At 64.4% G+C, this 21,585-nt stretch carries 19 protein-coding genes; 16 read left to right on the top strand and 3 right to left on the bottom strand.

All coding sequences use genetic code 11. The features are described 5' to 3' along the window. Positions 1–141: 141 nt before the first annotated feature. Positions 142–1,104: a tripartite tricarboxylate transporter substrate binding protein BugE gene (locus EV674_RS01585; RefSeq protein ID WP_119011791.1), complete on the bottom strand. Its 963-nt coding sequence runs from the start codon at positions 1,102–1,104 to the stop codon at positions 142–144. A 182-nt stretch (positions 1,105–1,286) separates the two neighbouring features. On the opposite strand from EV674_RS01585, the gene EV674_RS01580 reads away from it, so the two are divergent. The 10 genes from EV674_RS01580 to EV674_RS01535 all read left to right on the top strand — a co-directional run bounded on the left by EV674_RS01580 (position 1,287) and on the right by EV674_RS01535 (position 12,368). Continuing rightward, positions 1,287–2,192 carry an AEC family transporter gene (locus EV674_RS01580; protein WP_119011790.1) on the top strand — a complete coding sequence of 302 codons (906 nt, stop codon included), beginning with the start codon at positions 1,287–1,289 and terminating at the stop codon, positions 2,190–2,192. Positions 2,193–2,503: 311 nt separating this feature from the next. Next, complete coding sequence (locus tag EV674_RS01575) at positions 2,504–3,709, top strand: methyl-accepting chemotaxis protein (RefSeq protein WP_132750338.1); 1,206 nt, start codon at positions 2,504–2,506, stop codon at positions 3,707–3,709. Between the two features lie 8 nt (positions 3,710–3,717). Beyond that, positions 3,718–4,086, top strand: coding sequence for a response regulator (locus EV674_RS01570; protein WP_119011788.1), 369 nt, complete (start codon positions 3,718–3,720; stop codon positions 4,084–4,086). A gap of 19 nt (positions 4,087–4,105) precedes the next feature. After that, positions 4,106–4,432 carry an STAS domain-containing protein gene (locus EV674_RS01565; protein ID WP_119011787.1) on the top strand — a complete coding sequence of 109 codons (327 nt, stop codon included), beginning with the start codon at positions 4,106–4,108 and terminating at the stop codon, positions 4,430–4,432. 29 nt (positions 4,433–4,461) lie between these two features. Next, on the top strand, positions 4,462–6,636 hold the full coding sequence (locus tag EV674_RS01560) for a chemotaxis protein CheA (protein WP_119011786.1): 2,175 nt from the start codon (positions 4,462–4,464) through the stop codon (positions 6,634–6,636). Between the two features lie 58 nt (positions 6,637–6,694). Next, the gene (locus tag EV674_RS18060; protein WP_206613223.1) at positions 6,695–9,337 is read left to right on the top strand and encodes a methyl-accepting chemotaxis protein; all 2,643 of its coding nucleotides are present in this window, start codon (positions 6,695–6,697) and stop codon (positions 9,335–9,337) included. Positions 9,338–9,348: 11 nt separating this feature from the next. Continuing rightward, the gene (locus tag EV674_RS01550) at positions 9,349–9,909 is read left to right on the top strand and encodes a chemotaxis protein CheW (RefSeq protein ID WP_119011785.1); all 561 of its coding nucleotides are present in this window, start codon (positions 9,349–9,351) and stop codon (positions 9,907–9,909) included. Positions 9,910–9,941: 32 nt separating this feature from the next. Next, complete coding sequence (locus EV674_RS01545) at positions 9,942–10,751, top strand: CheR family methyltransferase (protein ID WP_119011784.1); 810 nt, start codon at positions 9,942–9,944, stop codon at positions 10,749–10,751. A gap of 1 nt (position 10,752) precedes the next feature. Continuing rightward, complete coding sequence (locus EV674_RS01540) at positions 10,753–11,247, top strand: chemotaxis protein CheD (RefSeq protein ID WP_193552653.1); 495 nt, start codon at positions 10,753–10,755, stop codon at positions 11,245–11,247. 62 nt (positions 11,248–11,309) lie between these two features. Beyond that, positions 11,310–12,368: a protein-glutamate methylesterase/protein-glutamine glutaminase gene (locus EV674_RS01535; protein ID WP_119011783.1), complete on the top strand. Its 1,059-nt coding sequence runs from the start codon at positions 11,310–11,312 to the stop codon at positions 12,366–12,368. 94 nt (positions 12,369–12,462) lie between these two features. Here EV674_RS01535 and queG read toward each other — a convergent pair whose 3' ends face one another. Next, complete coding sequence (gene queG / locus EV674_RS01530) at positions 12,463–13,560, bottom strand: tRNA epoxyqueuosine(34) reductase QueG (RefSeq protein ID WP_119011782.1); 1,098 nt, start codon at positions 13,558–13,560, stop codon at positions 12,463–12,465. Here queG and tsaE point away from each other — a divergent pair. The 3 genes from tsaE (at position 13,540) to EV674_RS01515 (ending at position 15,976) form a co-directional block, all read left to right on the top strand. Then, positions 13,540–14,055, top strand: coding sequence for a tRNA (adenosine(37)-N6)-threonylcarbamoyltransferase complex ATPase subunit type 1 TsaE (gene tsaE, locus EV674_RS01525; RefSeq protein WP_374761653.1), 516 nt, complete (start codon positions 13,540–13,542; stop codon positions 14,053–14,055). The genes queG and tsaE overlap by 21 nt on opposite strands. Then, on the top strand, positions 14,052–15,551 hold the full coding sequence (locus tag EV674_RS01520; protein ID WP_119011780.1) for an N-acetylmuramoyl-L-alanine amidase: 1,500 nt from the start codon (positions 14,052–14,054) through the stop codon (positions 15,549–15,551). The genes tsaE and EV674_RS01520 overlap by 4 nt, the downstream gene beginning before the upstream one ends. A gap of 182 nt (positions 15,552–15,733) precedes the next feature. Continuing rightward, on the top strand, positions 15,734–15,976 hold the full coding sequence (locus EV674_RS01515; protein ID WP_119011779.1) for a glycine zipper 2TM domain-containing protein: 243 nt from the start codon (positions 15,734–15,736) through the stop codon (positions 15,974–15,976). 122 nt (positions 15,977–16,098) lie between these two features. On the opposite strand, the gene EV674_RS01510 is transcribed toward EV674_RS01515, so the two are convergent. Beyond that, positions 16,099–16,758: a DedA family protein gene (locus tag EV674_RS01510; RefSeq protein ID WP_119011778.1), complete on the bottom strand. Its 660-nt coding sequence runs from the start codon at positions 16,756–16,758 to the stop codon at positions 16,099–16,101. Positions 16,759–16,955: 197 nt separating this feature from the next. On the opposite strand from EV674_RS01510, the gene mutL reads away from it, so the two are divergent. The 3 genes from mutL to gdhA all read left to right on the top strand — a co-directional run bounded on the left by mutL (position 16,956) and on the right by gdhA (position 21,448). Next, positions 16,956–19,088 carry a DNA mismatch repair endonuclease MutL gene (gene mutL, locus EV674_RS01505; protein ID WP_241524852.1) on the top strand — a complete coding sequence of 711 codons (2,133 nt, stop codon included), beginning with the start codon at positions 16,956–16,958 and terminating at the stop codon, positions 19,086–19,088. 113 nt (positions 19,089–19,201) lie between these two features. After that, positions 19,202–19,939, top strand: a complete 738-nt coding sequence (locus tag EV674_RS01500; RefSeq protein WP_119011776.1) for a hypothetical protein — start codon at positions 19,202–19,204, stop codon at positions 19,937–19,939. Between the two features lie 165 nt (positions 19,940–20,104). Then, complete coding sequence (gene gdhA, locus EV674_RS01495; RefSeq protein WP_119011775.1) at positions 20,105–21,448, top strand: NADP-specific glutamate dehydrogenase; 1,344 nt, start codon at positions 20,105–20,107, stop codon at positions 21,446–21,448. Positions 21,449–21,585: the final 137 nt, after the last annotated feature.

The raw sequence follows: 21,585 nt of genomic DNA, 5'->3' as shown, positions 1-21,585 counted from the left end.
ATGAATACCCCGTCAGGGCCGCAGTGCCAGAAGCCAGAGCACCAACGAGGAGGTTGTGCCTGCACCCACTATAGGCAGGCATGTCCCTCTCACGTTGACGCACATCAAGCTCGCACTCTGGTGGCCAGGCTGTGGGCTGGCTCAATCCAGGCGCAGCTTTTGCTGCTCCACCACGCGCTTGTAAGTCTCGAACTCGGCTTTGATCTGGGCACCGAATTGCTCGGGCGTATTGGCCACAACAAAAGCGCCGGTGTCTTCGATGCGCTTGCGCACGGCGGGGTCTTCCAGCGACTTGCGTACCGCAGCGTTGATCTTGTCTACCACCTCTTTGGGCAAACCCTTGGGGCCCACAATGCCGTAGTAAGCCATGCGGTTCACGGGCTCCAGCCCCACCTCTTTGAAGGTGGGCACCTGGGGCAGTGCGGCAATGCGCTCTGGTGCAGCCACCACGATGGGCACCAGGCGGTTTTCCTTGATGAAAGCCAGCGCAGAGGGCAGGTTGTCAAAAATGATGGGCACTTGCCCGGCCACCGTATCGTTGAGCGCAGGCCCCGAACCCCGGTAGGGAATGTGGGTGATGAAGGTGCCGCTGAGGTTTTTGTACAGCTCCATTTGCAGGTGCGCAATGCCGCCCGTGCCTGACGAGGCAAACGAATACTGGCCCGGCGCCTTTTTCACGGCGCTGAGAAAGCTGGCGTAGTCCTTGGCCGCAAAACTGGGGTGTACCGCAATGATGTTGGGCGTGGCGGCAATGTTGATGATGGGCGTGAAGTCGGTCAGCGGGTTGTAGGGAGTTTTGGTGTTGATGGCTGGATTGGCCGCCGTGGTAGAGACGGTGGCAATGCCCAGTGCGTAGCCATCGGGCGTGGCTTTGGCCGTTTCAGCCGCACCGACGATGCCGCCACCGCCAGACTTGTTCTCCACCACCACCGGCTGGCCCAGCGCCCGCGACAGCGGATCGGCCATCACGCGCGCAATGATGTCGGTAGTGCCCCCGGGTGCAAACGGCACCACCAGGCGCACGGGCTTGTTGGGATAGCTCTGTGCCAATACGGCTCCCGCAGACAATGCCACGGCCAGGCCAATCAAGCTTCGACGGTACATGGGCAAACACTCCTGAAAAAGTAACAAGAAACCGCCGTCGATACTACGTGCAGACCTGCGCCAGACCGATCCTTTTGGGGTGCTGCAAGCTCAGGACAAACCCTGAACGCGGCCACTGCCCCCTAAAAACATGAACCACCCACTGGTGCTGCCCCGCCAACACCGCTCTGCATCCTGCACCCGTGAATTACGCCCAACTTCTTTTTCCGGATTTCTCCCTGATTCTGTGCGGCTACCTGATCTGCCGCTACACAGCACTCAACCGCTCCGTCTGGCAACCCGTCGAGAGCCTGGTGTATTACCTGCTTTTCCCGGTGCTGCTGTTCCAGTCCATCGTCAAAAGCCCCATCGACCTGGGCATGGCCTCCGGCCTGATGGTGGCCGGGCTGGCGTCGGGGGTGTGCGGTATCGCGCTGGCCTATGCCCTGCCCCACCTGCCCTGGCTGGGTCGGCATATCGACGCGCGCGACCATGCGGCCAGCGCCCAGGTGGCATTCCGCTTCAACTCCTTCATTGGCCTGGCGCTGGCCGAGCGCCTGGCAGGCAGCCAGGGCCTGCTGCTGATTGCGGTGCTGATTGGCGTCTGTGTGCCGCTGTTCAACGTGGCCGCTGTCTGGCCCATGGCACGCCAGGGCCAGCACAGCTTTGCCCGTGAGCTGCTGCGCAACCCGCTGATTCTGGCCACGGCCACAGGGCTGGTGGCCAACTTGCTGGGTTTTCGGATTCCGGCCTGGGCAGAGCCCACCATTGGCCGCATCAGTGCCGCCTCTCTGGCGCTGGGGCTGATGGCAGCGGGTGCAGGCATGCAGTTCGGGCTGCTCACGCGCAGCAAGCTGCTGTCGGCATCGGTGCTGGGCATTCGCCATCTGTTGCAACCGCTGGTGGCCTGGGCCATGGCACGGCTGCTGGGTCTGGAGGCCGTGCAAACCACGGTGCTGCTGGCATTCTCGGCCTTGCCCACCGCCTCGAGTTGCTACGTGCTGGCCGCACGCATGGGCTACAACGGCCCGTATGTAGCGGGCCTGGTCACGCTGTCAACGCTGCTGGGCATGGCCAGCCTGACATTGGCGCTGGGTGTGCTGCGCTGATTTTGCTATTTTTTTAATAGCTAATTGCGCCCACCGTCATTGCCTTCAAGGCACTTTTTATTCCAAATCATTAACCGCTGCAATACCCGCCACGGTGCCAAGCGCCCGGGCGGCCAGACCCAGCCCCACATGCGCTTTGTGCCGCCCGTCCCCAGGGCCTGGAAACCCATGGCGAAACTGATACGATTCCAAACGTTACAGAAGCTGCTTTCCCCCTGATATTCACGCCATGCGCATGGCTTTTATGCCCCCATGAATACACCCCTGTTTTCCCCCCATGGGCCTGGCCCGTCCGCACAGGAGCCAACGCTTTGAACAGCTCCGACTGGAACAGTGTCACCTTTTGGTCACCCACAGGCGTGGGTGCCCTGGGCAGCGTGGCTGTGCTTGTGGCTGGCGGCGTCACCGCCACATCGGCCACGCTGGCCACCGTGCTGGTGGCATTGGGGGCCTTTTCGGGCTGGCGTGCCACCCTGCGAAAAAACCGCAACCTGCACTCCCACCTCGAAGAGTTTCTGGCAGGGCAAAGGCAATTTGGCGAAAAAGTCACCCCCGTCTGGGTCGGCCACATTGGCAACTCGCGCCAACAGATGGAAAGCGGCATCACGGCATTGACCGAACGCTTCAGCGAGATAGTGCAACGCCTGGAACATACCGTCGATACGGCGGGCCAGGCCACGGCCTCTACCGAGGGGCAAGACCTGGTGTCGGTGTTCCAGCGCAGCCAGGATGAGCTGACCCAGGTGCTCTCCTCGCAAACAGCGGCCATGACCAGCATGGCTGCCATGCTGGACAAGGTGGAGTCGCTCAACCAGTTCACCAAACAACTCGAAGACATGGCCACCGATGTGGCCAAAATTGCCTCGCAAACCAATCTGCTGGCGCTCAATGCCGCCATTGAGGCCGCACGCTCGGGCGAGCATGGCCGGGGCTTTGCGGTGGTGGCCAAAGAATTTCGCATGCTGTCGCAGCAGTCCGGTGAAACCGGTCGGCGCATCGCCCAGATGGTGGCCGTCATCAGCGAGGCCATCACCAGCACCTGCAGCGCCGCCCAGGCGTCCGTGCGCCAGGAAGACGACTCGCTGCGCACCTCGCAAGAGCGCATCGTCAGCGTGATGGACAACTTCAGGAGCATCACCTCCGGGTTGCAAACGTCCACCGACTTGCTGAAAAACGAAAGCATGGCCATTCACGCCGATATTGGCGATGTCTTGCTGAACTTGCAGTTCCAAGACCGGGTCAGCCAAATACTGACCCAGGTGGAAAGCAACATCACCCACATCCCGGCGTACTTTGAAAAGCACGAGCAGGAGTGCCTTGCCACAGGCCACCTGGAGCCATTGGATGCAGAGGGTTTTCTGGCCGAAATGCGCAAGTCGTATGTCATGAAAGACCAGCACTTGGCCCACGACAGAAAAACACCGCTCGCGGTGGCCAAGGCGCCCAGCCACCAAGGCACCGCCCCACCCCCCACCCGCCCAGCGCCCGAAGCGGACGATGGCATTACTTTCTTTTAGGACGGCAGATGGCTAAAACAATCATGGTGGTGGACGATTCAGCCTCTATCCGCATGGTGGTTGGCATTGCCTTGCGCCGTGCTGGCTACGAGGTAATCGAAGCCCAGGACGGCAAGGACGCCATTGGCAAACTCACGGGCCAAAAGGTACACCTGATCATCAGTGACGTGAACATGCCCGTCATGGACGGCATCACCTTCGTCAAGAACGTCAAGCAAATGCCCAGCTACCGGTTCACGCCGATCATCATGCTGACCACCGAGTCCGATGAATCCAAAAAGCGCGAAGGCCAGGCCGCAGGCGCCAAAGCCTGGGTGGTCAAGCCCTTCAAGCCCGAGCAAATGCTGGGCGCTGTGCAAAAGCTGTGCCTGCCTTGATTGATCTGCCGTTACGCCCATGACCACCCCTGCCGCGTCCGATGCCCCCTTGCGCATCGAAGGTGAAATAACCATTTACCGGGCCGAGGAGCTCAAGCGGGCGCTGCTGGAGCCCTTGCAGCCCCACACCACGCTGGAGGTCAATTTGTCGGCCGTGACCGAACTGGACACCGCTGGCGTGCAACTGCTGATGCTGGCCAAACGCACCGCGCAAAAGCAGCAAGGCCAGCTGCGGCTGGTGGGCCACAGCGCGGCGGTGCTGGAGGTGTTTGACTTGCTCCACCTCGCCGCCTATTTTGGGGACGACCTGGTGATTCCCCAGCCCTTGGGCGCCGCCCGTGCCTGAGCACCGCCCTCTGTCCCCAAAGGTGTTCCATGAACCTTGACGAAGCCCTGCAAACCTTCATTGTCGAAAGCCGCGAGCTGCTGCAAGACATGGAGAACGCGCTGCTGGCCCTGGAGCAGGCAGAAGAAAAAACAGAGCTGATCAACGCCATCTTTCGCACGGCGCACACCATCAAGGGCTCTTCCGGACTGTTCAGCCTCGACCATGTGGTGGCCTTTACCCACGTCACCGAAAGCGTGCTGGACCGGGTGCGCGATGGCCGTATTGGCATCAGCGACAGCCTCATCGCCTTGCTGCTGTCATGCGGCGACCACATTGGCACCCTGATTGACGCCATTGCCGCTGGCGACACCGCCGAAAACCCTGCGCTGACCGCGCAAGGCGAGCCGCTGCTGGAGCAACTGCGCGCACACCTGGGACAAGCGGCAGTGCCTTCGGGGCTATCGGCCAGTGCAGCGGCGGCACCCGCAGACGCCACCCAGCGCATGCCTGGCAGCGGTGCGGCACAAGACCACTGGCACATTTCACTGCGTTTTGGCCCCGAAGTGCTGCGCAACGGCATGGATCCGCTGTCGTTCATCCGCTTCCTGGGCACCCTCGGGCGCATTGAAGAGGTGCTGGTGCTGTCCGAGAAACTGCCCGAGCCCCAGGACATGGACCCCGAGGCCTGTTACCTCGGCTACGAAATAGAGCTGGAAAGCAGTGCCACCAAGGCCGCCATCGAAAACGCTTTCGAGTTTGTCCACGACGACTGCGAAGTGCGCATCCTGCCGCCCCACAGCCGCACCAGCGACTACATACAACACATCCAGCAAGAGCAGCACGAAGTCTCGGTGCGCATTGGCGAAATGATGGTGCGCTGCGGCGCCCTGACCCAGAAAGAGCTGGACGAGGCCCTGAACATTCAGGAAAAAACCACGCCGACACCCCTGATCGGCACCGTGCTGGTCGAGCAGCGCGCCGTCCACCCCGAAGTGGTGGATGCCGCCATCAAAAAGCAAACGCAGGTCAAGGAGCTGCACGCGCAGGAAAGCCGCTCGGTGCGCATCGATGCCGACAAGCTCGACCAGCTCATCAACCTGGTGGGCGAGCTGATCATCGTCGGCGCAGGCGTCAACCTGATCGCCCGGCGCGCCAACATGGCCGACTTGCAGGAGCACACTTCCAAACTCTCCGGGCTGGTGGAAGAAGTGCGCGACAGTGCCCTGCAACTGCGCATGGTCAAGATTGGCGCCACCTTTGGCCGCTTTCAGCGCGTGGTGCACGACATGTCACGCGACCTGGGCAAGGACATTGCCCTGGTCATCAACGGCGAGGACACCGAGCTGGACAAAACGGTGGTCGAAAAAATTGGCGACCCGCTGATGCACCTGGTGCGCAACTCGCTGGACCACGGCATCGAGTCCGCCGCAGTGCGTGCCGAGCGGGGCAAGCCCGCCAAGGGCCTGCTCAAGCTCAATGCCTTCCATGACTCGGGCAGTATCGTCATCACGGTGGAAGACGACGGCGGCGGTCTCAAACGCGACCGCATCCTGGCCAAGGCCATCGAGCGCGGCCTGGTCGAGCCAGGGCACCACCTGAGCGACAGCGAGGTGTATGGGCTGATCTTCGAGCCGGGTTTTTCCACTGCAGAGAAAGTCTCCAACCTGTCGGGCCGGGGCGTGGGGCTGGACGTGGTCAAGCGCAACATTACGGCGCTGCGCGGCAGCGTCAGCATCAACAGCACCGAGGGCAAGGGCACCACCGTCACCGTGCGCCTGCCGCTGACGCTGGCCATCATTGATGGCTTTCTGGTCGAAGTCGATACCTCGGTGTTTGCCATTCCGCTGGACATGATCGAGGAATGCGTGGCTTTTTCTGCCGAACCCGGTCACAACTACACCAACCTGCGCGGCGAGGTGCTGCCCTTCATCCGGCTGCGCGAGCTGTTCGGCATCACGCAGCCGCTCAAGCGGCGCGAAAACATTGTGGTGCTCAAGCACGCCGGGCAAAAAGCCGGGCTGGTGGTGGACACGCTGCTGGGCGAGTTCCAGACCGTGATCAAACCCTTGGGCAAGCTGTTCAACCAAGCCAAGTGCATCAGTGGCTCCACCATTCTGGGCAGCGGCGAAGTCGCCCTGATTCTGGACGTACCCGCCTTGATACAACAGGCGGCCCAAGGCTTTGCAGGCAACAAAACGGGCGAAACCCTGGCATTGGCCTGAACCATTTCAGTGACCCTGGCAAGACGCTGTTCAACCAATTTTTTAGAAAGAGATCAATATGTTCAAGAACATGAAGATTGGAGTCCGGCTGGCCATCGGCTTCTGCGCCACGCTGGTCTTGCTGATCATTGTGGCCGGCATTGGCATGTCCCGGATCAACCAGATCAACGGCGACATCCGGTCGCTGGTGCAGCAGGATTTCCCCAAAACGGTAGTGGCCAACGACGTTGTGGATGCCATCAATGTGAATGCGCGGGTGTTGCGCAACCTCTACATTTTCAAGGAGGCTGAAATCCAGAAAGAACTGGATCGTCTGCCAGAACAAAGCCGCATCATCTCCGAAGGCATTGCCAAACTGGAGCAAATGATCACCACCGATGTCGGCAAAGCCAGCCTGCAAAAGGTCAAGGATGTCCGTGTGAACTACGTGCAGGACATGGGGCAGTACATCAACCTGATCAAGGCAGGCCAACGCGAAGAAGCAGCCAGCATGTTGTCTGGCACCCTGCGCAAGAGCCAAGCCAGCTACATCGGTGCCGTCCAGGCCCTGGTAGAAGGCCAAACTGCCTTGATCCAGGCACGGGGCAAGGCAGCAGAAGAGCTGGCTAGTGACGCAGAACGCCTGCTGCTGGTACTGACGGTGTTGGCCGCGGCGCTGAGTGCCGCACTGGGCTGGCTGATCACCCGCAGCATCACAGCCCCCACTCACCAGCTCATGGAGCACGCCAATGAAATGGCCGCCGGTAATTTCGGCAATACGCTGGCGCTGAACCAGAACGACGAAATCGGCAAACTGGCCCAGTCGCTGCGCTCCATGCAATCGGCGGTGCAAGCCATGATCTCGGACGCGGGCGTGCTGTCCAAGGCTGCCGTCGAAGGCAAGCTGGCCACCCGCGCCGATGCTGCCAAGCACCAGGGCGATTTCCGCAAGATCGTGCAGGGCGTCAACGACACGCTGGACGCGGTCATTGGCCCGCTCAACGTGGCCGCCAAGTACGTGGACGACATCTCGCGCGGCGCCATTCCCGCCAAAATCACCGACACCTACAACGGCGATTTCAACACGCTGAAGAACAACCTCAACACCTGCATCGACGCCGTCAATGCACTGGTGGCAGACGCCAGCATGCTGTCCAAGGCTGCCGTCGAGGGCAAGCTGGCCACCCGTGCCGACGCCGCCAAGCACCAGGGCGATTTCCGCAAAATCGTGCAGGGTGTCAACGACACGCTGGACGCGGTCATTGGCCCGCTCAACGTGGCCGCCAAGTACGTCGAGCTGATTGCCATTGGCGATATCCCCAAGCAGATCACCGACTCCTACAACGGCGACTTCAACACGCTGAAGAACAACCTCAATGCCTGCATTGAGGCGACCAACCAGCAATCGGCAGCGGCGCAGTCCATCTCGAAGGGTGACTTGTCGGTCTCGGTCAAGGTGCGCTCGGACAACGATGTACTGGCCAAGAGCCTGCGCGATGTGATCCAGGCCGTCACGGCCCTGGTGGCCGATGCCAACCTGCTCTCGCAAGCCACGGTGGAGGGCAAGCTCTCGGTGCGCGCCGATGCAGCCAAGCACCACGGGGACTTCCGCAAGGTCATCCAAGGCATCAACGCCACCCTTGAATCGGTCGTCATTCCCGTCAACGAAGTGCGCACCGTCATGGGCGCTGTGGCACGCGGTGACCTGACGCTCGACGTCAACGGCAACTACCAAGGCGATCTGCGCGAACTCAGCACCATGGTCAACAACGCCGTCAGCAAAATGGCCAGCGTGATCACCGAGGTGCTGGTGGCCGCCGAAGCCCTCTCCAGCGCCTCCGAGCAAGTCAGCGCCACAGCGCAATCGCTGTCGCAGGCCTCCAGCGAGCAAGCAGCCAGCGTGGAAGAGACCAGCGCGTCCATCGAGCAGATGACGTCCTCCATCTCGCAAAACACCGAAAACGCCAAGATCACCGACGGCATGGCCAGCCAGGCGGCCAAGCAGGCCACCGAGGGCGGCGAGTCGGTGGCGGCCACGGTGGCAGCAATGAAGCAGATTGCCAAGAAGATCGGCATCATTGACGACATTGCCTACCAGACCAACCTGCTGGCCCTGAACGCGGCCATCGAGGCAGCGCGCGCGGGCGAGCATGGCAAGGGCTTTGCCGTGGTGGCCGCCGAGGTGCGCAAGCTGGCCGAACGCAGCCAGGTGGCGGCGCAGGAGATCGGCGAGGTTGCAGGCTCGAGCGTCGATCTGGCCGAAAAAGCTGGCAAGCTGCTCGACGAGATCGTGCCCAGCATCAAAAAGACATCTGACCTGGTGCAGGAAATCACCGCCGCCTCGGAAGAGCAGTCCTCGGGCGCCGGTCAGATCAACTCGGCCATCAGCCAGCTGAGCCAGACCACACAGCAAAATGCCTCCAGTTCCGAAGAACTGGCCGCCACCGCCGAAGAAATGAGCAGCCAGGTCGAGCAGCTGCAGCAGACCATGGCGTTCTTCAAGATTGACGGCGCTGGCCACGGGGCAGGAACCAGCGGCCACAAGCCATCGGCCAACAGCAACGCCCGCAAGGCCGCACAGCAGTCCTACAAGCCCGCTGCGCGCAAAGCCTCCAGTGGTGGCACACCCAAGGCGTTCATGGAATCAATGGGCCTGGGTTCGTCGGCAGCCCTGGACGGCAGTGACACGGACATTGACGAGTCCAAGTTCACCAAATTCTGAAAGAACCCGCCATGAACCAAGTCGTCCCGGCCACGGCCAAGTCAGTGGCGCTGGCGGAACACTCCGCCCGTCTGCAAGAGCAGACGCAGTACCTCACGTTCATGCTCAACGGCGAGCCGTTTGCCATTGGCATTCTGTGCATCAAAGAAATCATCGAGTACAGCGGCCTGACCGAAGTGCCGATGATGCCCGAGTGCATCCGTGGCGTGATCAACCTGCGCGGCGCGGTCTTGCCGGTGCTGGACCTGGCCGTGCGCTTTGGCAAAAAATCCGGCGAAGTGACCAAAAAAACCTGCATCGTCATCGTCGAGGTGAAGGTGGGCGATGAGTGCCAGGACATGGGGGTGGTGGTCGATGCGGTGAACGCGGTGCTGGAGATACCGCGCAGCGACATCGAACCGGCGCCCGCCTTCGGCTCCAAAATCCGCACCGACTTCATCGAGGGCATGGGCAAGGTCAACGGCAATTTCGTGATCCTGCTCAACGTCAGCCAGGTGCTGTCGGTGGATGAGCTGGGCGCTGCCGGTCAGGTCGCCAGCCAGGCACAGCTGCCCGGAGCGGCGGCGGCCTGAGCAGCGGCGCCCCGCCACGAACCGCCATAGACATGACCCAGCCCCTGTCGGATCCGGAATTCGCCCTCTTTCAGCGCTTTATTTTTGATGCGGCGGGCATCACGCTGCCATCGTCCAAAAAGGCTTTGGTCAGCGGGCGCCTGGCCAAGCGCCTGCACCAGCATCAGCTGGAAAGCTATGGCGAATACTTCCGGCTGCTGCACAGTGGCGAGCACCCCACAGAACTGCAAACGGCGGTGGATTTGCTCACCACCAACGAAACCTATTTCTTCCGCGAGCCCAAGCATTTTGATTTTCTGCGCCAGCAGGCACTGGCCGCACACGGGCGCACGGCCATGTTCCGCGTCTGGAGCGCGGCCAGCTCCAGCGGCGAAGAGGCCTACAGCATCGCCATGGTGCTGGCCGACTGCCTGGGCAGCGACACCCCCTGGGAAGTGATGGGCTCGGACATCAGCACGCGCGTGTTGCGCGGGGCCCAGCGCGCGCACTACAGCGCAGAGCGCGCCCGCAACATCCCGGCGTCTTACCTCAAGCGCTTTTGCCTGCGCGGCACGCAGGAGTACCAGGGCACCTTGCTGATAGACCACGCGCTGCGCAGCCGGGTGCATTTTCGCCAACTCAACCTGAACGCCGCCTTGCCGCAACTGGGCACGTTCGACATCGTTTTCTTGCGCAACGTGATGATTTATTTCAGCGACGCCACCAAGCGCGAAGTGGTGGAACGGGTGATTGCCACCCTCAAGCCGGGCGGGCACTTTCTGATTGGCCACTCCGAGAGCCTGAGCGACATCACCCAGGCAGTGCAAGCGCTGGCGCCATCGATTTACCGTAAAAACCCGTGACATGGTGCGACTGCCCGACCTGATCGACATTTTCTTGCAGCCCGGTGAATACTTTGTCGGCGATGCGGACTACCAGATTCGCACCATGCTGGGCTCGTGCGTCTCGATGACGCTGTGGCACCCGGGCAAGCGCATCGGCGCCATGTCGCATTTTTTGCTGCCCACGCACGGCCTGATCGACACCGCCGTGCGCCCTCTGGACGCGCGCTACGGCGACGAAGCCCTGACCCTGATGCTGGCCGAACTGGCCCAGGCGGGCGTGCAGCCCAGCCAATGCCAGGGCAAGATTTTTGGCGGCGGCAACATGTTTCCCAAGCATTCGCGCTCCAGCACCATGCACATCGGGCGCAGAAATGGCGAGGCCGCCCGCGCCTTGCTGCAAGCGCATGGCATTCCCATCGTCTCCGAGAGCCTGTTTGGCATTGGCCACCGGCAAATCATCTTTGACATCAGCACTGGCGATGTATGGTCGCACCAGGTGCGCCCGACGGCCTGAGTGCCCCCGCAGGCGGCGCCCCCCGGGGCCGCTTTCTCCCGGACCAACCGATCAAAATCCCCATGAAACGCATACAGGTACTGGTGGTGGACGACTCCGCCGTGGTGCGCCAGGTGGTGTCGGCGCTGCTGGCACAAGACCCCGAGATCGAGGTCATGGCCGCCGTGGCCGACCCAATTTTGGCCATGTCGCGCATGGCCACGCAGTGGCCCGACGTGATCGTGCTCGACATCGAGATGCCGCGCATGGACGGCATCACCTTCCTGAAAAAAATCATGGCCGAGCGCCCCACCCCGGTGGTGATCTGCTCCACGCTCACCGACCGGGGCACCGAGACTTCGCTGGCGGCGCTGGCCGCCGGGGCGGTGGCCATCATCACCAAGCCCAAAATCGGCCTCAAGCAATTCTTGAGCGATGCCAGCGAAGACCTGACCTCGGCCGTCAAGGCCGCCGCCAAGGCCAATGTGCGCCGGTTGCAGGTCACCAGCAAGCACAGCGCCGACGTCATCCTGGCGCCCGCCGAGCCCACGCGCCACGCCATGATCCAGACCACCGAGCGCGTGGTGGCGCTGGGCACCTCCACCGGCGGCACGCAGGCGCTGGAGGTGGTGCTGACGGCGCTGCCGCGCGTCTCGCCCGGCATCGTCATCGTGCAGCACATGCCCGAGCAGTTCACGGCCGCCTTTGCCAGCCGCTTGAACGGCCTGTGCCAGATCGAGGTGAAAGAGGCGCAAAACAACGACCGCGTCATCCAGGGCCGCGCGCTGATTGCGCCGGGTGGCAAACACATGCTGCTGCGGCGCAACGGCGCGCAGTATTTTGTCGAGGTGGTCGATGGCCCGCTGGTCAACCGCCACCGGCCCTCGGTGGATGTGCTGTTTCGCTCGGTGGCCAAATGCGCCGGTGCCAACGCCCTGGGCGTCATCATGACCGGCATGGGCGACGACGGTGCCGTGGGCCTCTTGGAGATGCGCAAGGCCGGTGCCCAGACGCTGGCCCAGGACGAAAAAAGCTGCGTGGTCTATGGCATGCCCAAAGAGGCGCACAAGCGCGGTGCCGTGGGCCGCTTCGTGCCGCTGGAGGGCATCGCCCGCGAAATCCAGACCCAGCTGGCGCGCTGAAGGGTGGCAGCAGCGCCTTCAGCGGCGCAGGAATAACTATTATTTTGATAGCTGCTTGCGCGCACTCCTGTTGGGTTAGAGCCGCTTTTGACCTTCAATGGGCTTGCGCCAGCGCCCAGGCCACATGTTCGCGCACCAGGGCGCTGTCGTGCTGCGCGCGCGACTGCAATGCGGCCCGCAGCGCGCCAGCGTCCGCACCCGCAGCGCCCGCCTCACCCGCAGCGCGCAGCGCGTTGCCCAGCGCCACGGCCACGTTGCGCAGCCAGCGCTCGTGGCCAATGCGGCGGATGGGGCCGCCTTCGGTCAGGCGCAAAAAGGTGGCCTCGTCCCAGGCAAACAAATGCACCAGTTGCTGGCCCGACAAACCGGCACGCGCGTCAAAGTCGGGCAAGGTGCTGGTCTGGGCAAACTTGTTCCAGGGGCAGGCCAGCTGGCAATCGTCACAGCCGTAAATGCGGTTGCCCAGCAGCGGGCGCAAGTCCAGCGGAATCGGCCCGGCATGCTCGATGGTCAGGTAAGAGATGCAACGGCGTGCATCCAGCCGGTAGGGCGCCACGATGGCTTGCGTGGGGCACACGTCCAGGCAGGCGCGGCACTGGCCGCAGTGCGCGCTCACCGGCGCGCTGGCGGGCAGGGCCAGGTCGATATAGATTTCGCCCAGAAAAAACATCGAGCCCGCATCGCGGTTGAGCACCAGCGTGTGCTTGCCACGCCAGCCCTGGCCGCTGCGGCTGGCCAGCTCGGCCTCCAGCACCGGCGCCGAGTCGGTGAACGCCCGGTGGCCCAGCGGCCCCACGGCCTGCGCAATGCGCTCGGCCAGCTTTTGCAGCCGCGTACGCAGCACCTTGTGGTAGTCACGCCCCCGGGCATAGAGCGAGACAGCGCCTTGCGCCGGATCGTGCAAGCGCGCAAACTCCAGCGCCTGCCAGCCGTCCGGGGTGGCGCGGGGCAAATAATCCATGCGCGCCGTAATCACGCTGACGGTGCCGGGCACCAGCTCGGCGGGCCGCGCGCGCTTCAAACCGTGCGCGGCCATATAAGCCATATCGCCATGGAACCCCTGGGCCAGCCACTGCACCAATCCGGGCTCGGCGTCGGACAAATCCACCCCGGCCACGCCGATTTGGGAAAATCCCAGTTCGCGCGCCCACTGCTGAATTTGAGGAACGAGTTGACTGCTGCACACCACCATCGCCCGATTGTAGAAAGCCCCTCGCCCATGGAGCTGCGCCACTGCACTTGGCACAACGAAGACGACACCGCCGCGTTGGCCCGCCAGCTGGCCGCGCAGCCGCTGCTGGCCAACGCTTTCATCACCCTGCACGGCGACCTGGGTGCGGGCAAAACCACGCTGGTGCGCCACCTGCTGCGCGCGCTGGGCGTTCAAGGCCGCATCAAAAGCCCGACCTACGCTGTGGTGGAGCCGCACGAGGCACCGGGCCTGGCCATCTGGCACTTTGATTTTTACCGCTTCGATGACCCGCGCGAGTGGGAGGACGCGGGCTTTCGCGACATCTTTGCCGCCCCGGGCCTGAAGCTGGCCGAATGGCCTGAAAAGGCTGTAGGGCTTATCCCGCCTGCGGACATAGCTATTACTATTGAAGCAATTGACGACCACCAGCGCCGTGCCGTGCTGCACGCACACACCCCCTTGGGCTGCGGCCTTTTACAAGGAATGAACGCATGAGCCATGCCGCTCCCCCACCGGGCGCCGCACACACCGTGCCCTGCGCCGCGCGGCGCACCCTGCTGCAAGGCGGCACGCTGGTGCTGCTGCTGGGCGCAGCCCAACTGGCGCGCGGCGCCAACATCCTGGCCGTGCGCGTCTGGCCTGCGCCCGAGTATTCGCGCGTGACCATCGAGTCCGACACCAAGCTCTCGGCCAAGCAGTTTTTTGTCACCACGCCGCCGCGCCTGGCAGTGGACATCGAGGGCATCGACCTCAACCCCGCCCTGCGCGAGCTGGTGGCCAAGGTGCGCTCGGACGACCCCAACATCGCGGGCATCCGCGTCGGCCAGAACACGCCCGGCGTGGTGCGCCTGGTGCTGGACCTGAAACAGGCAGCGCTGCCACAGGTGTTCACGCTGCCGCCGATTGCTGCCTACGGGCACCGGCTGGTGCTGGACTTGTACCCCGCCGCCCCGGTAGACCCGCTGGAGGCCCTGATCGCCGAGCGCCTGCGCGACCACAAGCCCGCGCCCATCCCACCGCTCACCCCTGGCACGCCTGCGCACGATGCGCTGGAAACGCTGATTGCCCAGCACACCGCGCCGCTCCCGCCCGACAGCATCGCGCGCACCACCCCGGCACCCGCACCGGCGCCCGCCCCCACCACCGTGGCGGCAGCACCGCCACCGGCTACACCAGCGCCAGCGCCCACCGCCCCAGCACCCGCACCCGCTGCCCCAGCGCGCCCGCCTGCGGCAGGCACTGCCCAGGCCGCCACGCCCAGCCGCACTGACCGCCTCATCATCGTGGCCCTAGACCCCGGCCACGGCGGCGAAGACCCCGGCGCCATCGGCCCCGGCGGCACCCGCGAAAAAGACGTGGTGCTGCGCGTGGCCCACCTGCTGCGCGCGCGCATCAACGCCACCACCATTGGCGGCAACCCCATGCGCGCCTACCTCACGCGCGACGGCGACTACTTTGTGCCCCTGGCCACGCGCGTGCAAAAAGCCCAGCGCGTGCAGGCCGACCTGTTCGTCAGCATCCACGCCGATGCCTTCACCAACCCCGACGCGCGCGGCGCCAGCGTGTTTGCGCTCAGCCAGGGCGGCGCCTCCAGCACGGCAGCGCGCTGGCTGGCCAACAAGGAAAACCAGGCCGATCTGGTCGGCGGCATCAACGTGCGCGCCAAAGACCAGCATGTGCAACGCGCCCTGCTGGACATGAGCACCACCGCGCAGATCAACGACAGCCTCAAGCTGGGCAGCGTGCTGCTGGGCGAGATCGGCAACGTCGGCAAGCTGCACAAGCCGCGCGTGGAACAAGCGGGCTTTGCCGTGCTCAAGGCGCCCGATATTCCCAGCGTGCTGGTCGAAACCGCCTTCATCAGCAACCCCGGCGAAGAGGCCAAGCTGCGCTCAAGCGCCTACCAGGAGCAGCTGGCCGATGCGCTGATGCGCGGCATCACGCGCTACTTTGCCAAAAACCCGCCGCTGGCGCGCAGCCGCTCGGTGTAGGTGGGCATGGCATGGGCGCGCAGGCAGCGCCCACCTTTCGGCGCCGGGTCTGACAGCGCCGCCCCGCTGCGTCCTACAGCGCGGGCGGGCGCAGGGTGCCACAGTAGGGCAGTGGTGTTGCGTACACAGTTATCTGTTTGCGTTAACCCTGACCACCGTTTCAAACCCAAAAGGATTTCCCCATGTCCACTCGTTCCTTGCTCATCGCCACCAGCTGCGTGGCCGCGCTCGCCCTGGGCGCTTGCGCCTCCAACCCCACCAATGCACAGATAGGCACCGGCGTAGGCGCCGTGGTGGGCGGTGTGGTGGGCGATGCCGTCATCGGTGGTGCCGTGGGCACCATCGGCGGTGCAGCCGCTGGCGCCTTTATCGGCCACGAAATCGGTGAAGGCAACGACCAGCCCCCACGCCGCAACCGCCGCTGAGCCACGCCCGCACCCGGCGATTGGTGCGGGTGCGGCGGTCAGAAATTCAGGCAAAAACAGGCCTGAACGCACACGTGGCGTGCGCTAACAGCTATCAATAAAAGAGCAGATTGGCGCCAACCTCAGGGAGCAGGCGCTGGCGCAGTGCCTTGGCGGGTGCCGCGCCAGGCACCCCACAGGGCAATCAGCCCCGGCACCAGAATCAGCCCCCAGATGATTTTGTCCAGGTGCAGCTTGACCCAGGGCAGGTTGCCAAAAAAGTACCCCGCCGTGCAAATGCCCATCACCCACAGCACAGCACCACCGACGTTGTAGGCCGTGAACTTGCCCCGGCCCATGGCCGCCACGCCCGCCACAAAGGGCGCAAAAGTGCGAATGAACGGCATGAAGCGCGCCAGCACGATGGTGATGCCGCCGTAGCGCTCGTAAAACGCATGGGCCTGGTCAAACGCGCGGCGGTTGAACCAGCGCGAGTTCTCCCACTGGAACACCTTGGGGCCGATATAGCGGCCAATGGTGTAGTTGCACTGGTCGCCCAAAATGGCCGCCACCAGCAACACCGAGCAGGCCAGGCCAAAGTCCATCAGCCCGGCACCGCACAGCGCGCCCACGATGAATAGCAGCGAATCGCCCGGCAAAAACGGCATCACCACCACGCCGGTTTCCACAAACACGATCAGAAACAGCAGTGCATACACCCACATGCCGTAGGCGACCACGAACGCCTCCAGGTGCTTGTCCACGTGCAAGATGAAATCGATGAGAAAAGTGATGGCTTCCATGGGTGCGGGCAACGGTCGTGTGCGCGTTGGCAAAAATGAGAGGGGCATTATCCCCACCACCCCCGCTGCGTAAAATCGTGCCGGTGAATGCCCTTGACCCCAGCGCCCGCGCCAGCGCCACCCCCTCCAGCGCCACCTCTTCCTCCCCTGCACCGGCCACTGCCACGGCGGCGCCCGCCGCTCCAGCCCGCCGCCCCATCCGCGACCTGCCCGACGAACTCATCAGCCAGATTGCCGCTGGCGAAGTGGTGGAGCGCCCCGCCTCGGTGGTGCGCGAGCTGGTGGACAACGCCCTGGACGCGGGCGCCAGCCAGATCACCGTGCGGCTGCTGGCTGGCGGCGTGCGGCTGATTGCCGTCGAGGACGACGGCAGCGGCATTGCCCGCGACGAGCTGCCCATTGCCCTGCGCCGCCACGCCACCAGCAAAATCACCGACCTGCACGAGCTGGAAACCGTGGTCACCATGGGTTTTCGGGGCGAGGCGCTGGCCGCCATCTGCTCGGTGTCAGAAACCGCCTTGCTCTCGCGCCCGCACGGGCAAGACAGCGCTTTCTTGCTGGACGCGCGCAGCGGCGAACTGCGCCCCGTGGCCCGCGCCACCGGCACCACGGTGGAAGTGAAAGAGCTGTTTTTCAGCACCCCGGCGCGGCGCAAGTTTTTGAAAACCGACGCCACCGAACTGGCCCACTGCGTCGAGGCCGTGCGCCGCCACGCACTGGCGCGGCCCGACGTGGGCTTTGCCATCTGGCACGAGGGCAAGCTGGTGGAGCAGTGGCGCGCCACCTTCGTGCCCGGCCAGCCGCCTGCACAGTCCGCCAGCCCCATACCCCCGGAGGGCGACGCGCCAGCGGCCAGCCAGGCAGCACCCAGCACCGACGCCCAGGCCACGCTGGCCCGGCGCCTGGCCGATGTGCTGGGCGAGGCGTTCGTCGCGCAATCGGTGCCCCTGCACCACCGCGAAGGGCGCGTCACCGTCACGGGCCGCGCCGGGCTGCCCGACGCCGCCCGCGCGCGCGCCGACCAGCAATACTGCTACGTCAATGGCCGCTTTGTGCGCGACAAAGTCGTGCAACATGCCGCGCGCAGCGCCTACGAAGACGTGCTGCACGGCCAACGCCAGCCCGTGTATGCGCTCTATATCGAGATCGACCCGGCGCGGGTGGACGTGAACGTCCACCCGACCAAGATCGAGGTGCGCTTCAGAGACAGCCGCGAAGTCCACCAGGCCGTGCGCCACGCCGTAGAAAACGCCCTGGCCGTGCCGCGCGCAGCGGCACTGGCAGCGGCGGCAGAAAGCGCAGATGCTGCGGGTGCGCCGGGCAGCCCCCCTGCCACCGCTGCGGACGCAAGCCCCCGCACGGCAGCCTGGCCCGGCACAGCATCAAATCTCAAGCCAAACTGGCCTCCAACGCCCGCGCAGCAAGCGCAAGCAGCTATACATTTTGATGATCGCGTGGGCCACCGCGTGACCGACCTGGGGGCGCTGTGGGGCAAAACACCCGCAGACAGCGGCGCACAGGCAAACCCCTGGCATGGCCTGGCTGCCAGCACAACGCCCCACGAGGTGGCAGGGCACCCGGCAGCGCAACACTTCGCGCCAGACCAGACGGGGCGCCACAGCCTGCCCGTCACCAGCGCGAGCACTGAGGCACCGGCGGCCCGTGCAGACGCACCAGCCAGCGCACAGCACCCAACGCCCATCCAGAACCCGAACGACAGCGACCCCTACGCCAGCGCCCCCGCCTGGCCCCTGGGCCGCGCGCTGGCCCAACTGCACGGCGTGTACATCCTGGCCGAAAACGCCCAGGGATTGGTGCTGGTCGATATGCACGCTGCCCACGAGCGCATCGTCTATGAGCGCCTGAAAGCGCAGGCCGCCACAGCGGCGCGCATCCCCAGCCAGCCGCTGCTGATTCCGGCCACCTTTGCCGCCACCGCCCATGAAGTGGCTTGCGCCGAAGCCCACGCTGACACCCTGGCCACACTGGGCCTGGAAGTGACGCCGTTCTCGCCCAAAACCCTGGCCGTGCGCGCCGTGCCCAGCACACTGGCGCAAGGCGATGCGGTAGAGCTGGCGCGCAGCGTGCTGGCCGACCTGGCCGCGCACGACGCCAGCACCGTAGTGCAGCGCGCGCAGAGCGACATCCTGGCCACCATGGCCTGCCACGGCGCCGTGCGCGCCCACCGGCGCCTGACGCTGGACGAAATGAACGCCCTGCTGCGCCAGATGGAAGTGACCGAGCGCTCCGACCAGTGCAACCACGGTCGGCCCACCTGGCGGCAACTGTCCATGCGCGAGCTGGACGCGCTGTTTCTGCGCGGCCGCTGAAGCCCCCCGCCCCCGATACGCGCCCGTGCCTGCGCAGCCGCCGCAGCGGGGCAACGCTGCGCCCCATTCTTGCTTTCACCCACCACCACTCACCATCCACCAAGGAGCTTTTGATGTCTGCCACACCCCCCTGCACCCCTTTGTTGTCACGCCGTCTGTACAGCGCTTTGGTGACCAGCCTGCCATCGGGCACGTCCCTGTGCCACTGCGCTGGCGCCGTGGTCTTGCTGCTGGGCGCGCTCGGCCATGCCCATGCCGGTCGCCCGCTGGGGGTGGATGACGCGGGGGTCAACGACGCAGGCCACGGCCACCTCGAAATGTGGTGGGAAGGCCCCCGGGGCGAGCGCGGAACCGTGCTCGCTGCCCCGGCCTATGCACCCATCGAAGGGCTGGAGCTGGGCGCCCTGCTGGCGCGCGACCTGCAAGGCCACGCCACGCTGCAAGGTGTGCAGGCCAAATGGCTGTGGACAGCCCCTGCGGAGCAAGGCTGCAATGCCGCCAGCAGCGCGGGGGTGCAGCACACCCGCCAGCAATCGGGCAACACGGTGTCTGTGGCGCTGCTGGGCACCTGCACTGGCGACTGGGGCGCCGTACACGCCAACCTCGGCGCGCAACGCGAACCCCAGGCCCAGTGGCTGCCCACCTGGGGCCTGGCCTACGAGCGCGCCTACCCGCACCCCTCGGGCGACATCACCGCCCACATTGAGGCCTTTGGCCGCCGCCATGGCGCGCCCACCTTCCAGACCGGGCTGCGCTGGGCTTTCAGCGCCGACTGGCAACTCGACGGCACCGTGGGGCGCAAGCAAGGCACCACTTTGCTCAGCGTGGGCCTCAAACGCAGCTTTCATTGACAGCAACGCACCAAATCAAGGCAATCACGCCCTTTTTCGTGCATTGACCGCACCACATTAGCCTTGAATGCATAGATTTGGTGCATTCACTCATGTGCTTTTGGCATAATCTCGCGCTGCGGTGCCACATCGCCCGCGTTTTTCACCCAAAAAAGGCCCTTTGATATGAAGTACGAGTCCGTAGGCAGCTTCCTGGCGCAGGTAGCGCAGCGCAACCCCGGTCAGCCTGAATTTCTTCAGGCCGTCACCGAAGTGATGGAGAGCCTGTGGCCGTTCATTGAAAAGCACCCCCGCTACGCCGAGCACGGCCTGCTCGAGCGCCTGGTCGAGCCCGAGCGCATCGTCATGTTCCGCGTCTCGTGGGTGGATGACCACGGCCAGGTGCAGGTCAACCGTGGCTACCGCATCCAGCACAGCATGGCGATTGGCCCCTACAAGGGCGGCATCCGCTTTCACCCCTCGGTCACGCTGTCGGTGCTGAAGTTTTTGGCTTTTGAACAAACCTTCAAGAACGCACTGACCACGCTGCCCATGGGCGGCGGCAAGGGCGGCTCCGATTTCGACCCCAAGGGCAAGAGCCCCGGCGAAGTGATGCGTTTTTGCCAGGCTTTCGTCTCGGAACTGTTCCGCCATGTCGGCCCCGATACCGACGTGCCCGCCGGTGACATCGGCGTGGGTGGCCGCGAAGTGGGCTTCATGGCCGGCATGTACAAAAAGCTGGCCAACAACGCTGCCAGCGTGTTCACGGGCAAGGGCCTGTCGTTTGGCGGCTCGTTGATCCGCCCCGAAGCCACCGGCTACGGCACCGTGTACTTTGCCGACGAAATGCTCAAGACCCGTGGCAAGTCGTTCGACGGCCTGCGCGTGTCGGTGTCGGGCTCGGGCAACGTGGCCCAGTACGCCGTCGAAAAAGCCATGGCCCTGGGTGCCAAGGTGATCACGGTGTCCGATTCCAGCGGCACCATCATTGACGAAGACGGCTTCACCACCGAAAAACTCGCCATCCTGATGGACGTGAAGAACCACCACTATGGCCGCGTGAGCGACTACGCCGCCCGCACTGGCGTGCGTTTTGAAGCCGGTGTGCGCCCCTGGCATGTGCCGGTGGACGTGGCCCTGCCCTGCGCCACACAAAACGAACTGGACGAGGCCGACGCCAAGACCCTGATCGCCAACGGCGTGCTGTGCGTGGCCGAAGGTGCCAACATGCCTTCGACCAACGAAGCGGCCCGTGCATTTGAAGCCGCTGGCGTGCTGTACGCACCGGGCAAGGCCAGCAATGCCGGTGGTGTGGCCACTTCCGGCCTGGAAATGAGCCAGAACGCCATGCGCCTGTCCTGGACAGCAGAAGAAGTCGATGCCCGCTTGCTGCAAATCATGCAAGGCATCCACGCCGCCTGCCTGAAGTACGGCAAGCGCGCCGACGGCACCGTCAGCTACATCGACGGCGCCAACGTGGCCGGCTTTGTCAAGGTGGCCGACGCCATGCTGGCGCAAGGCGTGGTCTGACCCTGCGGCACACTGCGGCAACCAAGGGGGCTTCGGCCCCCTTTTTCTTGGGCGCTGCGGCACGGGTGCCGGGGCCGCAGCAGGGTGGGCCGCAGACCGGCCCGTGGGTCGGTGGCGTCCGCTTTTTCGGCCAAATT

This window comes from Simplicispira metamorpha (assembly GCF_004341365.1).
Lineage (GTDB): Bacteria > Pseudomonadota > Gammaproteobacteria > Burkholderiales > Burkholderiaceae_C > Simplicispira > Simplicispira metamorpha.
This window is presented reverse-complemented; position numbering and strand designations above follow the sequence as displayed.